Annotated in this window: 14 protein-coding genes; 13 read left to right on the top strand and 1 reads right to left on the bottom strand. The window is 41.3% G+C overall.

The features are described from left to right. Window positions 1-117: 117 nt before the first annotated feature. The 13 genes from F452_RS10975 (at window position 118) to tssR (ending at window position 14,805) form a co-directional block, all read left to right on the top strand. A complete protein-coding gene (locus tag F452_RS10975; RefSeq protein ID WP_200880481.1) occupies window positions 118-1,005 on the top strand; it encodes an IS30 family transposase in 888 nt (295 codons plus the stop codon). A 168-nt stretch (window positions 1,006-1,173) separates the two neighbouring features. After that, window positions 1,174-3,669, top strand: coding sequence for an ATP-dependent Clp protease ATP-binding subunit (locus F452_RS0109830; protein ID WP_018966033.1), 2,496 nt, complete (start codon window positions 1,174-1,176; stop codon window positions 3,667-3,669). Between the two features lie 3 nt (window positions 3,670-3,672). Continuing rightward, window positions 3,673-4,098 (top strand): type VI secretion system tube protein TssD, encoded by a 426-nt coding sequence (gene tssD, locus F452_RS0109825; RefSeq protein ID WP_018966032.1) that lies wholly within the window; start codon window positions 3,673-3,675, stop codon window positions 4,096-4,098. Between the two features lie 18 nt (window positions 4,099-4,116). Then, the gene (gene tssD / locus F452_RS0109820) at window positions 4,117-4,527 is read left to right on the top strand and encodes a type VI secretion system tube protein TssD (RefSeq protein ID WP_018966031.1); all 411 of its coding nucleotides are present in this window, start codon (window positions 4,117-4,119) and stop codon (window positions 4,525-4,527) included. Window positions 4,528-5,131: 604 nt separating this feature from the next. Continuing rightward, window positions 5,132-5,572 carry a GPW/gp25 family protein gene (locus F452_RS0109815; protein ID WP_018966030.1) on the top strand — a complete coding sequence of 147 codons (441 nt, stop codon included), beginning with the start codon at window positions 5,132-5,134 and terminating at the stop codon, window positions 5,570-5,572. A 17-nt stretch (window positions 5,573-5,589) separates the two neighbouring features. Further along, window positions 5,590-7,431: a type VI secretion system baseplate subunit TssF gene (locus tag F452_RS0109810; protein ID WP_018966029.1), complete on the top strand. Its 1,842-nt coding sequence runs from the start codon at window positions 5,590-5,592 to the stop codon at window positions 7,429-7,431. Between the two features lie 8 nt (window positions 7,432-7,439). Then, a complete protein-coding gene (locus tag F452_RS0109805; RefSeq protein ID WP_018966028.1) occupies window positions 7,440-8,303 on the top strand; it encodes a TssN family type VI secretion system protein in 864 nt (287 codons plus the stop codon). Between the two features lie 12 nt (window positions 8,304-8,315). After that, entirely contained in the window at window positions 8,316-9,449 is a 1,134-nt protein-coding gene (locus F452_RS0109800) for a type VI secretion system baseplate subunit TssK (protein ID WP_018966027.1), read from the top strand. Between the two features lie 19 nt (window positions 9,450-9,468). Then, complete coding sequence (locus tag F452_RS0109795) at window positions 9,469-10,428, top strand: type VI secretion system baseplate subunit TssG (RefSeq protein ID WP_018966026.1); 960 nt, start codon at window positions 9,469-9,471, stop codon at window positions 10,426-10,428. A 13-nt stretch (window positions 10,429-10,441) separates the two neighbouring features. Beyond that, window positions 10,442-10,948: a hypothetical protein gene (locus F452_RS0109790; protein WP_018966025.1), complete on the top strand. Its 507-nt coding sequence runs from the start codon at window positions 10,442-10,444 to the stop codon at window positions 10,946-10,948. Window positions 10,949-10,958: 10 nt separating this feature from the next. After that, complete coding sequence (locus F452_RS0109785; RefSeq protein WP_026292371.1) at window positions 10,959-11,462, top strand: type VI secretion system transmembrane protein TssO; 504 nt, start codon at window positions 10,959-10,961, stop codon at window positions 11,460-11,462. Next, on the top strand, window positions 11,459-12,349 hold the full coding sequence (locus F452_RS0109780) for a PKD domain-containing protein (protein ID WP_018966023.1): 891 nt from the start codon (window positions 11,459-11,461) through the stop codon (window positions 12,347-12,349). Before F452_RS0109785 ends, F452_RS0109780 begins: the two co-directional genes overlap by 4 nt. 14 nt (window positions 12,350-12,363) lie before the next feature. Beyond that, window positions 12,364-14,805 carry a type VI secretion system protein TssR domain-containing protein gene (tssR, locus tag F452_RS0109775; protein WP_235317475.1) on the top strand — a complete coding sequence of 814 codons (2,442 nt, stop codon included), beginning with the start codon at window positions 12,364-12,366 and terminating at the stop codon, window positions 14,803-14,805. 160 nt (window positions 14,806-14,965) lie between these two features. On the opposite strand, the gene F452_RS10970 is transcribed toward tssR, so the two are convergent. Beyond that, on the bottom strand, window positions 14,966-15,232 hold a 267-nt coding region (locus tag F452_RS10970), incomplete at its 5' end, for an IS4 family transposase (protein WP_018966021.1).

The raw sequence follows: 15,232 nt of genomic DNA, 5'->3' as shown, positions 1-15,232 counted from the left end.
TTGCTTTAGCCATTGTATCCGGGCACAAAGACAAACTATCCTTACGGAAGAGGTTGTTCAAAGCCGCTCTGAATATAGACTATCTCAAAAAGCTACTAAAGATTTCATGCGGTTGCCCTGTCCATCAGGAAGATCGCCGCAATTATCGGCGTTGCCCCAAGTAGTGTTTCTCGAGAGCTAAGGCGCAACTGCACTGATCGCGGCCATTATAACCCTAAACAGGCGCATCTCTTCGCCGGGGAACGACATGAGTGGAAACACCATCCTCGCAAGATGAACAAGCGGATTAAGCAAGAGATCACAGACCTGATTCGTGAGCATCAATGGTCTCCCGAGCAAATCGCAGGACGCTATAAACGAGAGGGAAAACCCATGGTGGGTAAGACCTCCATCTATAACTTCCTGCATGAGGATAAACGGCAAGGAGGATCCCTCTATACGTATTGCCGGCATGCATTGAAGTATCGTCGAGCAAGGCTGTCAGTGCCTGTAACGTCGAAGAAGCCACGGCGCAGCATTCTTGGCAGGCCCGCCTGTATCGATCATCAAGAGCGTAGAGGTGATTTCGAACCGGACTTGATCATCGTAGCCACTCCAAATGAAGCCATCCTGACGCTCACGGATCGAAAAACCAATTTTGCCATCATTCAAGCGCTGCCCGAAGGACGAAAGGCAAAACCCATTGCCAAAATTCTTGTCAAAAAGCTTGCCTTTCTCAAAAGAAGAGGGCAACTGCATTCTATCACCACCGACAACGGATCCGAGTTTATGGCCTTCGATAAGATTGAAAAGGCTCTCAAAGTACCCGTATACTTCGCAAGACCTTATACTTCTACGGATAAACCCCACATAGAACATCTAAATGCCCTTATTCGACAATATATCCCGAAAGCCTCTTCTTTCATCCACATAACCCCTAAAAAACTATCCGATATACAGAAAAACTCAACCATAGACCAAGAAAGAAACTCAAATATAGAACCCCTTTCGAGTGCTTCTTGCTAAATTTACCTTAGTGTTGCATTTATTTGTGGAATCCGCACCTTGGTGTCTTAAGCTTTCAATCATCAAAATATGCAAAATTTGTATACCTTTGGGAAGTGCAATCCCTCAAAAAGAAAACCTGAAGATTTAGCATTATTGCGGTCTAACAACAGAGTATGAGAACCAACTATGGACTTTCTGAATTTAGATGAATCGGTTCAAACAGGCATAAGAATAGCGAAATCCTTGGCCAGAGAGTATGGTAATGCGACCTATACTGCGGCGCATCTTCTGAAAGCATCGCTGCACAAGGAGGTTGGACTGACTTCGTTCGTCGAATCCATCGGGAAAGATCCTCTATATCTCGATGAATGGGCTGAGGTGCGTATAGAAATGTGCGAAAAGCTCTCCGGTATAACCGAAGTAGAACCGGACGAACGCATTCCTACATTGTTCGAGGAGGCCGACAACGTACGACTGAAGCTCGGTCTCCTGCAAATCAATCCGATTTGTGTGCTTTGTGCCATAGCCAAACCCGAGGTGGCCTTTTCTGCCGACCAGTTGAAATCATTTCCCATTCGAGAGAAAGAGATATTGGATATCTTTCTTCAAGGCGGTACCATCCCTCGACAGGTCTCCCAGGCCATGGCTCCTTTTGTGGAATCTTCAGCCTCTGCCATGCCTCTGACCCATTTGATGAAATACTGCATCGACAAGACAGCCGAAGCTCGAGAGGGGAAGATACATTCCGTGGTCTGCAGAGACAAGGAAATGCGGCAGATGACAGAAATTCTCGGCAGAAAGGGCAAACCGAATGTAATGATAATCGGAGATTCCGGCGTCGGGAAAACAGCAATGGTGGAAGGCTTGGCATACGGTATCGTGAATGGAAATGTGCCTTCTTTCCTCCTTGAAACGGATATTTGGGAGTTGGATTGTGGTGCATTGATCGCAGGAGCCACTTATAAGGGCGAAATAGAAGATCGCCTCAAAAACATCATCAAAGAGCTTAGACAATTAGACCGTGTTATCCTTTTTATCGATGAAATCCACATCCTGCTCGATGTCAAACAAGGAAATAGCGGAGCGGCAAATATCTTGAAACCGGAACTTTCCAAGGGGGACCTGACTGTCATCGGAGCTACTACGACCGATGAGTATCGCAAGCAGATCGAACCCGATCACGCTTTTAACCGCCGCTTTGAGGTATTACAACTTGCCGAGCCGTCTATCGACGATGCCGTGGCGATGGCCAAGTTGTTACTGAAGAATTATCGTGAATACCATAAATTGGATGTCGATGAAATGGCTTTGTCGGAATGTGTGCGTATGGCCAAACGCTACGTCAAAGACCGCCGTCTTCCTGACTCTGCCATCGATCTGCTCGACCGGACCATGTCCGCCGTGAAAATGGTCAATGAGACTGTGGAATCCGATTTGTTGCGATTGACACAGGAGTTGGATGAGCTTGAAACAGGTAAAATAGATATGTCCGAAGAGGATTTGTCGGACAAACTACACCGCTTGTGGCAAGAAACTATAAGTCGTATCAGCCCTGTCATACAAGGTAGTCTGAATTATACGGACAATGTGGAGCAATCGGTTGATTCGACTCAAATGTTTGATCGTTTGTTTCGAATGGCAGAAGAGCTGGAATCATTTGCAAAGAAAAAAATAGAATGTGTTACAGGTGACCACGTTGCCGCAGTTGTAGCCAGCAAAACAGGTATCCCTATCGGCAAGATACGGGCCGGCGAAAAAGAACGTTTGCTGAATATGGAGGATCTTCTCCGACAAAGGGTTGTGGGACAGGATCATGCTCTAAAATCTCTGACGGATGCCATTTTGGAATCGCGTAGCGGAATGAACAAGCCGGGACAGCCTATCGGTTCTTTTTTCCTCCTCGGCCCGACCGGTACCGGTAAAACCGAGCTGACCAAAGCCTTGGCAGAAGCTCTATTCAATGATGAAAAAGCGATGATTCGGTTCGATATGTCTGAATTTAAAGAAGAGCATTCGGCAGCCTTGCTTTATGGTGCTCCTCCGGGATATGTCGGTTACGAAGAAGGTGGATTGCTGGTAAACAAAATTCGCCAACAACCCTATGCCGTGGTACTTTTTGATGAAATAGAGAAAGCCCATCCATCGGTTTACGACACATTCCTCCAGATCATGGATGAAGGAAAACTGCATGACCGTTTAGGTAAAGAGGGCGATTTCTCCAATGCCATTATTATTTTCACTTCCAATGTCGGTAGCGAATGGATCGCCCAAGAACTGTCAGAAGGGAGACAGCCCACGACTCTCCAAATTATGGAAATAATGAGCAGTTACTTCCGTCCGGAATTCCTCGCACGATTGTCCGAAATTGTTCCGTTTGCTCCGATAGGTGAGACCATCCTTATGCAGATCTTTGAAATACAATTCAAGGGATTCCGAAAGTTGCTTAAACAGCAGAATATGGATATCGAGTTGTCGGACGAAGTAAAGAGGATGTTGGCATTCAAAGGCTTTACTCCCAAATATGGAGCACGGCAAGTGTCTGGTATAATACGCAACTACCTAAGACGCCCTATCTCTCGTATGATCCTCTCCGGGAAGCTCAACCCCGGTGATGTGCTGCATGGCACACTATCTGAGAAGCAAGAATTAGTATGGGAAACGGTTTCCCCAAAAACAGTATAGAATATGTTTGGACACAGAAGTTTTCTTCGCATCGGCTCATTGAACGATGCAAGTATAAAAGGATTACTGACGGATGGCCTGGAACTGGAGAAATTCAGCTATTCATTTGACCAGGCAGTTGATATACATGGAAAGGTTCAAGGAGAAGTCCGAAGCGGTACATTGCAACTAACCTTTGCCAATCTGCCCACCAATGAGGTTATTGATTGGATGCTGAATTCGAGAAAGTATAAAGATGGCACTATCGTAATGTGCGATATGAATGATACACCTCTCCAAAAGATATCTTTCGCTACAGCAGCCTGCATCGGAATGGATATTAATTTTTCCGAGGCCGGTGGCACATATGCCTCTACTCGCATTGCGCTGTACGCCAGGAAACTAACAATAGGTGGGATCATTGTTGAAAACGATTGGAAAAACATTTAATTCTCATTCTACGATTTTATGAATCTGAATTTCTTACAACAGCCCGATGTCAATATAAATGCCGTTTTGGTATTTATGGGCAAAGAGTACGATGTGCACCGATTCAGCACTTCATTTATGCAGCCGACGGATGATAAAGGAGAACCGCAGGCCGAAGTGCTTGGAGGAAAGCTTTTGATAGAACTATCGCAAATACCTGATGACGCATTACTTTCCTGGGCTTCGAATCAATGGATGCGTAAAGATGGGGAAATCCTCTTCAGAAACGAAACGGGGACACCTCCATTGCGTATCAGCTTCAAAGAGGCTTATTGTATAAGCATACAACAGGAAATGGTTATAAATCAAGGAACAAAGACTACCATCGTTGTTTCCCCCAAATCTGTTCGTCTCAATGAATTTACATTCGAGAGTAATTGGGTCGATTGATAAAATGTATGCCTAATCCAAGATACAACAACCAATTTATCAGTAGGGAACTATTCGATTTTTATCGACAGACAGGACGTCCTTATGAGGGCTTCTACTTATACCCAAAAAGGAGTGGTGGTTACCTCCTGAATGGTATGCAGGGGTCGGATTAGACATTACAATGGGCACTGTTGCTACATTTGGAGGGCCTATTGGATTAGGAATTATTTGTTTCGTTTTTGATGCCGTCGGACTTTTCGATCAGCCCACTGCATCAGAAAGCTACTGCATGAAGATTCATCGATATTGGAAGACAACACTTATGTGGCTCCAGGTGCATATCCAGAGCCGGAGCGAATGAGAATAAAAAAGCATATCCCAATACGTGAACTGCCCGTATTCCGACAGGGGAATAAGAATTCTTTCGAGGACTAAAACGAAGGTTATTGGTATTTTTGAATAATATGTATTATCGGCTTTATGCATGGAATCTGAGAAAATGGAAGAAATCCGATTGAACGGAGGGAGATGCTTGGATCGGTGATGAGGATAAATTTCTCATACAAAGGATAAATAATTGCCATTTCTAAGAGAATGGATATTTTAGAATACAATATAAGATATGTCAAACGGATATTATAAGATCCCGATGGATTTTGGAGCACTTCTGGATGAGGAAAGAGGTGATGCAAGGAAGGTCTCTGAATTGGAATCCATCGACCAACACATCGGGTTACTAATCATGACCTGCCCCGGAGAGCACATCTTCGACCGGAGATATGGTACGGCTATTTGGGAAATGGATTTTGAGCGAATCATGTCATTAGACAAATGGCAGACCCAGTTCATGGAATATTTAGCGGAATCCGTCGGCACATATGAGAGGCGACTTTCCAACTGTAGTTTTCGCGTCGAAATCACGGATGTTTTGCACAAGGCTTTATCAGACAATGTGAATATCCGCAAGAGGGTGGATATCTATACCACAGCCATTTTGGTCTCTAATGGTGATCCATGTCGATTTCGTCATCGGCTGTATTTAGGCCCTTTATCCAAAGAATAATGTATTTTTGTTAACAGATGGGAACAAACTATAGAGAAAGCAAGGAAGAAATCAAAGACCGGATGATTCGTACGGCTCTTGATTTTTGGGGAATAAGGAAGATAGAGAATCTGGATCCGTTTATCCGTCTTCTGATAGAGGCTATGTCGGCCCAATTGCATATCCTTTCTGATGAAATTGCCGACATCGAGGTTCGTGCTATGCAGCGGCTAAGTGAGGTATTACTGCCTGAATCGGTTGCCCGTGCCAGACCGGCTCATGCTATTGCTTATATACAGCCTCTTACGGATATCCATGTCACTGATCCTTCGACCGGCTTTTATGCTGTCTCTCCCTTTCCCGGTAGAAAGGAAAATACTCGCTACACATTTCGACCGGTTTGTAGAACGCCATTGCATAAAGCTGCTATAAGGACATTGATTGTCGGAAATGAAGTGTACGAAGTGCTTCCGGATATGAATAAGAAGCTCATGCTTCGTTCAAATCAAACACCGGAGAGTTACAATAAAGTTTGGATTGGATTAGAGTTTGATGTCAAACCCAAGAATTTGCATCATCTGTCTTTTTACATTGACTTCCCTAACATTGACAGGAGAAGTGATTATTTGCACTTGCTTCCCCAGAGTAAATGGGCCTTGGGAAACAAACAGCTTACACTGAAGTCCGGGTTACATTCAGAGGAATCTTCTAATGACGATAGTCTAAACTCCTTTTTCAAAAAACAAGAGTATGATACACGGATCAACCACCAAATCCTCGAATATTATGGAGTCGGCTATCAAACGATTCAGGATGATCTGGTTATTACAGAAAAGGATTTAAGCGTACTTCCTGAAGAGTTGGTCTCTTGCATGGCAGAAGAGGAAAAAACGAAGTATTTGGATGTTTGTAATACTGAGTTGATCTGGGTCAAGGTAGAGTTTCCCCCTTATTTTACTCCGACGGTATTGGAGGATATTCTCGTAATGATCAATACTGTTCCTGTTGCCAACAAAGAATTATACAGCATAGTCTCTAAGGTTGAGAAGAATTTTGGTATAGTACCACTCTCCGGAAAGCTCGGAGAGCTCTTCTTGTCCATCATAGACGTAACCGATGAAGAGAACAGGATTTATACACCTGCAAACGGATATAAAAACAATACAGACAATTGTACATATACCCTGCGGCAGGGGGGGTGCGAATCATTTGATCGCCGAAATGCAAAAGACTTTTTGCAGCGTCTCCAAAATCTGCTGGAAGATGAAATGGGAGTATTCTCTTCATCCAAATTAGGAAATAATACAGATAGTACTTATATTATCGAACGTCTGATAACGAAGATAAGCAGAGAATCGAAAGGCATTTCTTCGGAATCAGGGATTCCGTTCTATCTTTTCGTCGATTCCCCGCAAGCCTTCGGTAATTTTTATGTGCGATATTGGGCTACGTTGGGAAATATAGCCAATGGCATTAGGGCGGGAATACAATTACAGCCCGAAGAACCGCTTTTCGGAGAAGTTTCGGGAGCAATTTTTGTGACTCCGACAGTTGGAGGTGCATCCGAGCCATCGGAACGTGAAAGAATAGCCCGGTTCAAATATATTCTAAGTAGTCGGAATCAGATTGTAACAAATAATGATATAAGAAGTTTTTGTCTGTCAGAATTATCAGATATAATATCCGGTGTCAATATCGAAAAAGGTATTGCTTTGGGAAGTTCTCCGACAGAGGGACTGATCCGCACGATCGACGTTCATCTCATTCCTTTGTCTACGGTTTTGGATGCTCAGCTAAAACAACAAATTGCAGATGATATCCATCACAAATTGGCCGCTCTCTCTCCAATGACATTTAACTATAGAGTTTTTGTTGACTAAATAAAAGTATGAATCCTGCTGTTGTAAAAATATTTTCGACTTACCTTCTTGCTCCAATCATAGCATTTGTATTGGGCTTTGTCGTTTTGTTAGTTGCCCAAAAGAATAAACTGTTAGGAGATAAAAAAGCAATCTTCTACATCCTCCTGTCGAGTGTGCTTTTGGCAATACCCGGGCTATTAGGTTTTCTTCGAGTTAATTTTATGCCCTATGGCTATCTTCTCCTTCAAGGCGTATATTTGGCTTTGGGGTATGTCAATAGTAGCTTGCTGTTGAAGTATGTTAAGCCTCTTAATGGACGTCCATTTGGTTTCGCCTTTCTTTTTATTGGAGTACAGATTATCATCGGATTAGCTTTATTTTCCATTTTGTTCAATTTTACCAATGATTTTCATTATGGTATTTGGGCCGGAACATGTATCACAACGTTCGCGATTGTTCCTCTTTTTTCTCAGGCATTTAATTCTTATTTGAGTATTCCTATTGAGATATATAAGATGAGAATCTACACCCCCAATAACGTGATACGCGTATCAGCTCCAATTGATACGGAAGAATTGCTTGTCTGCGAAATAGAGATTTACAAAAATCCTACTGATCGAAAACCAATCCGATTGAAAGCTAAAGCCAAACAAGATATGATTTTTGGGGATTGGTTTGAATTAATCATATCTGATTACAATCAGAAAAAAGTCGCCGATCCTATTGAATACTACGATATAGAAGACCCTTATGGATGGATTTTCTATGTGAAGCCATCGTTCTTCAGACCTCGAAAATATATTGACCCCGAAATATCATTTGTCGGAAACAAGGTCGTCGAGAAATACTTGATTGTATCTAAGCGAGTACGGAAAAATGAATATCAATAAAATCCATTGAATATGAAAGAAAAGAAAATATATCGCCCCGTTAATTGGAAACTGGGAATGAGCGTCTCTCCTGATCATTTCATTGCAACGGAAAATTATCTTTTGGAATGTATCCTCCAAAATGCAAAAGCTTTTAGAGCTCCTTTCCATTATGGACTTCTTCCGGCATTGGATGACGATAGATCTGTTGCTATAACTCTTGCAGGGCATGGAGAACAGAGGACTGTCGTTTTGGAATCTTATAAAGGTATTACACCTGGAGGTTACCTGATTCTTTTGGACGATCCTGAGAGTAAGATTACTTGTCCCTGTGAAAGTGAAGGAGAGATTCCGGAAGAAGGATGGGATATTTTGCTAAATGTTGTGCCTTTTGACAGGAATCCATGTGGTATCCCCGACATCAATGAAACACCATCTCGTTATCCATACGTGGAACCAACGTACCGCTTGACACTTCTACCTCGTAACAATCGAAAAAGTGTAGCGGAAAATTATCTTTATAGTGTTGTCATAGGTTTGCTTCGCAAACAGGATGGTGTGTATACGTTGGATGGAAATTATATTCCCCCTTCCTTATCAATGGCCTCCCATAGCAGACTGCATGAATACATGGCGGATTTCACACGAGAAATATCGATACTTGACAATGCAGTAAAGAAAATTGTGGAGAAGACAGTTGCACAACCCAACCGAACTCCAATTGCCGAAAATGTACTTCTCTTATGCAAGGATTTTTCTCATACTTTATCCACGATCTATTTTGAGTGGAGAAACAAGGCTCATATGCTCACTCCGTATGAAGTTGTCAAGACCTTGACTTCTTTTGCCAGCACCATTTTGACAAGCCTTTGTTTTTTGTCGATAAAAGAAAAAGAAACAATGTTGAAGTATTTCCATGAATGGAATGGGATCTCTCCATCAACATTTGAACAGTTGTTAGATGAGGTCGTAAATAAATCATACGATCATAATAGGATTAACCAGTCCTTGGTTGCCGTACAAGGTATGCTACACATGTTGGAAGAGTTGTTTACCTCTCTCAGCCGTCTCGAATTTATCGGTCAACATAGAGAGAGCATTGTAATTTCTGAAAGACAGATGCAGGACACCGTATCCGAATCTAACCGTTGGACACTGGTCGATTAAAAGTGGCCATAACATATCAATGAAAAAGAATAAAACCTTTCCTCCCATTAACGGAGTTTGTTCTACGAACAATACTCTTTATACCGACTTCAAGGCTGAACTCGTTGCCTCAGGTCTTATAGAAAGCGGCCTTTCGATCGATTCACTTCGAATCCTTCGAAAAGGAAAGGCTCAGCGCGGAAAGGCGAAAGAGATCGAACAAATTTCATGGGAAAATTCAGAGCATACTTTTTCGGATTTTTTGAATGTTTATATTCATAAAAGAGATTTATACGAATCCTTGCCCGAGGGATTGTTTCATCAAGGAGTTACTTCAGAAAATAAAAAAGGAAAAACAAATGTTTTAGAATCGATCAAGCGCAATAGGCAAGAAGAATTCAATGCTCGTTATTTCTTTAAGCCTTTTGAGATTTCTATAGATCGCATGCTGGTTTCTGCTCAGCTATATGAAAGGCGGTTGGAAAAGCGAGAAAAATACTCGGAATTTATTCATTTATTGACATCCGATTGGGATTTCTTGCAAGCTATGCCTTTGCACAAAGCGCTATTCATTCTAAATTTTTTATTCCAAAGTCATCGTATAACATCAGCTGAACAAATATCACAGATTTTATCTGTTTTCCTTGATTGCCAAGTCGTTATAGAAAAAAAGAATAGTATGTTCTGCATTCCCGATGATGCAAAATGGAAATTAGGAGATAAAGCTCAGTTAGGATTAACGACATTTATAGGAGGAGGGATAACAGATTCTTTTCCTGTTGTAAATGTCAGACTTAATAACTTGCAGCGAAAACATAAAGAATTATTATCTGTTGAGACTCCTGCTTATAAACAGTTGCTAAGCCTTTTAGATCTGTTTCTGCCAGCAGATGTGGAATTAGTTTTGAGTATGAGGAGCGTTTCTGAAGAAACGTCCTTCCTGCTTTCTGACAAGCAGGAAGAAATGCCGATTCTCGGTCTTACAACAGTACTAAAATAAAGTAGCAAAAAGAATGAAAGCTTTGAACCATAAAAACGTTGTTCGCTCCTATGCCAGATTTGCCAAATATATGTTTTTTTTGGTGGGAGGGACTCTTTTCTGTATTTATTTCTTTCTGAAAACATCAGAACGTGAAATAGCAGAAATACGTATGCGTACAGGAGACAGTGAACGTATATACAATGAACAGATAGCTATTTCTGATGCCTTTACAGATATATTCAATACATATCGAACATTAGATATATCGCAGGGAGCGAATCCGGACTATTTCATGAATAGTATTGCCTCCAAAAAACTGACTCTGGGGAACCTGATTGAGAGATTATCTGAAAAAGACGCTCTTCTTCATCGTCATCTTTTTGATAAGATGGATGTTCTTCTCCGCACGAGAGATTCTATTTCGACCATGAAACGGATTGAAGATATTACAAAAAACGACTTGATACGATGTAATGATGAGAATAGAAATGTTACACGGCGTCTTTCGGTCGGAAGGCTGAGTTATAACCGAAAATAATTGTAAGTACATGAAAACGAATAAGACAATGAACCAAAGAGAAAAAACAATAGGTTTTTTCTATGTTCTGATATTGTTCTGTACGATGACTGTATTATCCGGTCTGATCTTGTTTTTCCCTAATTATAATTATCATTTATCCAGCAACAAGAAACAAGCCTTGGAACAGATGGATCGTATCAAGAACTTCGAGGTTAAGCAAATGGATATGATAAATAAGGTTTTGAGCGTTGAAGAAAAAATCAACCGGATAGACCCTGGGCTGAATGCTTCATATGAAAAAAGAGAGATCAGTTATATCTTAGGGGAGATACGGAATGTATACATTCAAAACAAATGGGATGAACGATACAAAATATTCGATCATACAGCGACATTCTACGAGTTTCGCTTGTCCGACAGAGAGCAGCTTTGGAGCACCAAGAAAAACATAGAGAAATTTAAGGCAGATCTTGAGCGCTGCAGAAGCAATACCGAAAACAAGAAAAACAATCTAAACAAAAACAATTTATGAACAAAATCTTTACTCGATGGATGATCATCGTTTTAGCTGCACTTGCAGCCGGAATACTTATTGCATGGCTCCTACGGCTAAAATTTACAGACAAGGAAATTCATGCATACGTTTCCCCGACGGAGATAGAATTAGGCTCTCCGATCTTTTTTACAGATAGCACTCACAATGTCAAAGAAGTCTTGTGGGAGTTTGGAAATGGTGATATGTCTGTAGAAAGAAAAGGAGCGTATTTGTTCCCTCAAACAGGACGTTACCAAGTCCGCCTGAAAATTGATGGAAAACAAGAAGCACGCTTTATTGTAAATGTTCGGGAGAAGGCAGAAACGAAGGAAGAGATTCCTGTTCGCATTATTGCTCCCACAACGGCATTACAAAATGAGTTAATAACTTTTATGGCCGATGGCGAATCATCTGAATGGCGTTGGGAGTTTGGAGAAAGTGGAGACGTCGATTCGCGGGAGAAAAATCCCACATATGCCTATCGCGAGCCTGGCATTTATCAAGTACACCTGACGTCGGAGAACACCGAATATCCGGTACTTCATCAGATAGAGATTCTACCGGAATACGCAGAGAGCGATTCCACGGATGTCCTATCTCTAATTGCTGAAGATATTCGTGTACGTTTGCAAAACATTATTGACGGAGAGTCTTTCAATGCCAATTACAACTATGTATTGGACAAATATCTCTGTAATAATCCGAATGTAATCGTGCTAATCAATAATGTCAGACAAAATGATTTTTACTCGTATTGTCACGAGTTGAAAATTATTGGGAGTCGCTCATCCGCAACAGTACTCGAGGTGGTAGTAGAACCTGATAAAAGATCTAATTGCGTGAAGAAATTACTTGTCCGTCAAAATTCACTACTCAAAAAGTAACCATTATGAAAAATATGAATAACAAAACGATAGGAATTAGTTTGATTTTTCTCCTATTAATGGGATGTGCACCTATCAACAAGTTTACCAAAATAAAAAAAACACCCGATGAATATACTAGAAATTATTGCTGCGGTGATGTTGCGGTGTCCCGTTCTATAGAAAAACGAAGTCCATGGATCGTATATTCCGACAGGAGCAATAACCCTACCTATTATAATCCCGGAGGAAAAGTACAACTCAAGACGGCCTCTTATCTCGAACCTTTCCTTGTGATCGGTAAAAAAGGAGATTTCTTGCGCTTAATCAAATATTCTCCGGATATTTTGGAGAACGGAAAGCTGAAAAACAGGAAGCAGGCAGAATACTATGGTTGGATCCATCAAGACAACCTCATCTTATCTTCTCATGCAACAACGAATATTGCTACGGGACGCACAATAAAGATGATTACGATGTTCAAGGATGCAGCACCTCTGTCACGTACTAAAAATTATTTCTCTTCAGACTCCGTTGTCATTTTCAAAGAGCCGGAATTATTGACACCGATCGCTAAGGTACCTTTTCAGTCACCTCTTTATTTAGCTAAAAGGACCGTAGACAATAGCAAAAGCTTCGTCATCGGAAAAGAGAGGATTGCACCGGACAGTGTAGCAACGCTTGTATCCGGATGGTTGTCTTCTTCCCTGCTAATGCCTTTTGGTGAAATTCTATATATGGATTATTCTGCTATACCGGTATCAAGATATTCGGTTTATGACCAATTCGGTTCTGAACATTATATCCCGAATGAAGATATTAAGAAGTTAGCACACCCAAATTCTTCTCATCTTTTTACAGGAATGAATGCTGTTTCGTCCATTTTGCAGGGAGACAGCACCTCCTCGATTCGGACAATATTGACTGTCCCAATGGTAGACAATAGTCGAAACTTTGTTTACAGTCTGTCAGGCAAACCGATAACCTATACGCGGTACCAAGAATTGAAAGAAAGCCTGAAGCAAATCAATATCATATTTGTTTTTGCCGGACAGAAGCCTGTCTATGATAAGTTCGAGATGTTTGCTTCTTCCATACAAGGTTTGAATGCTGTATTGAAACAAAAAAGCGAGTATTCATATAAAGTCGGTGCCGTCATCGGATTTGCCAGAGGCAACAAACAATTCCCTGGCGAAATCCCTTTGAATTCAGATATTGATTCCGTATTGGGCGTATTTGAAAGCTATGCAGATGCCAAAGGACAGATGTATCCGGAGCTGAACGAAGATGCATGGAGTGGATTGAGAAGAGCTACACAATTGTTAGCCCCATATAAAACGGAGAATAACATCGTCGTTTTGATTGGAGAGAATGGCAATACACAGGAACAGGTAGATCTCTCCCTCATCGAAAGCTTGGTTCAAAGCAACTGTAGAATTCTCGGCTATCAAATTTATTCTGATGAAGGAGATACTTTTAATAATTTCGTTCTTCAGGTAGAAAACATGATCGACCGATCTGCCAAGCAGCTTGCTCTTAAGAAAAAAGATATACTTGTCCATTCTGAACAACTATGTCTATCTAACCAATTTATAGAACGGACAGAAAATATCTACAGCCTTGATTTCCCAAAATCAAGTATGCTTCAGGGATGGATTGTATTCCCCAGAAAAAAAGAACAATTGCCTCAGGATCTATTGATTGCCGCCACTGATTCTTTGATCCTTGAGATCGAAAGCGACAACAACAGTCTACTTGCTCACCTGAATAAAGCTTTTCAGGAAACAGGGCAAGGCAGGACAAAACTAAATTCTTATTGGCTGGAGCTAAATGGGCTATCGAAAGAATATTCAGTCCCCACCAAAGACTTTGTTCCTTTGGCACATATGAAACCGAAGACCAACTATCCGTTGTCTTTGGAAACCTCTACTGCAGACCTATCCAAGGGAAACTATATTTTGCTGCTGAATGAAGCGGAACTTTCCCGCTTAAGAGGATTCATTAACGATTTAACCCGTTTGAGGGTAGATTACAAATACACAGGAAAGAATATCGAAAAAGGAAAGAGCAGAACTTGTCCTACTCCTTCTCCGGCACGATCAGCATCGACAGAAAAGCCTACGACTCCGCCGATATACCTCAATACCTCTGCTGTTCGTAAGGGGATGGTGAAAGCGTATTGCAAATGGATTCAAGATGAAAAAATCTATCCATTGAGTAAAAAAGCTATTCTGAACCTTTCTTTGTCCCAAGCGCAGCAACAGGCATTTGCGATGCCTTCATTTCACCCTGTGCTCAAATTGCTGAAAGTACGCGAACTCCGCAAAAAGAAAATTTTCCCGGATACGGAATTAGACGAATTACTGGATTATTTCCTGAAAAAGCGGAAAGAACTGGAAGAGGCTATTACTCCTGCCAATAGAATAGAAGTAAACGGAGAGATTTATTATAAAATTGAAGCCAGCAAGATTCCATAAAACCTGTAAACAAGTAAAATCCATAATAATACCCTTGTCTCAATCCCAATCGAGACAAGGGTATTTTTTCAATGTTGTCCTAAATAAATTATGAGTTAGGCGTAACCCGTTGAGTTATACAGCCCAACGAAAAAATAAGAATTTTAATCTCGCCTTTCCCCTAATTGTTGTCATCCGGAGGCGGTTTGAAGGGTTCGTTAAGCCACTTTTCAAGATCAATTTTGGTAAAAGTGTTCAGCCTTAACGACACGACAAGGTTTGCCAGCCCCCATTTGTAACGAGCAGTATGCTTTAGCCAACAGAGTAGCAACATTGTTGTTAGGGCAGTCCATATCTGCGTTTCCACAGCATTGCGAGATGTCCCAATAAAGCTCTTTATACGTAGTAATTGTTTGAGATTACGGAAGAAAATTTCGATTTGCCACCG

The organism is Porphyromonas gulae DSM 15663, assembly GCF_000378065.1.
In the GTDB taxonomy this organism is placed as follows: Bacteria; Bacteroidota; Bacteroidia; order Bacteroidales; family Porphyromonadaceae; genus Porphyromonas; species Porphyromonas gulae.
The sequence above is the reverse complement of the archived record's forward strand: the minus strand, read 5'-3'. Positions and strand labels throughout refer to the sequence as shown.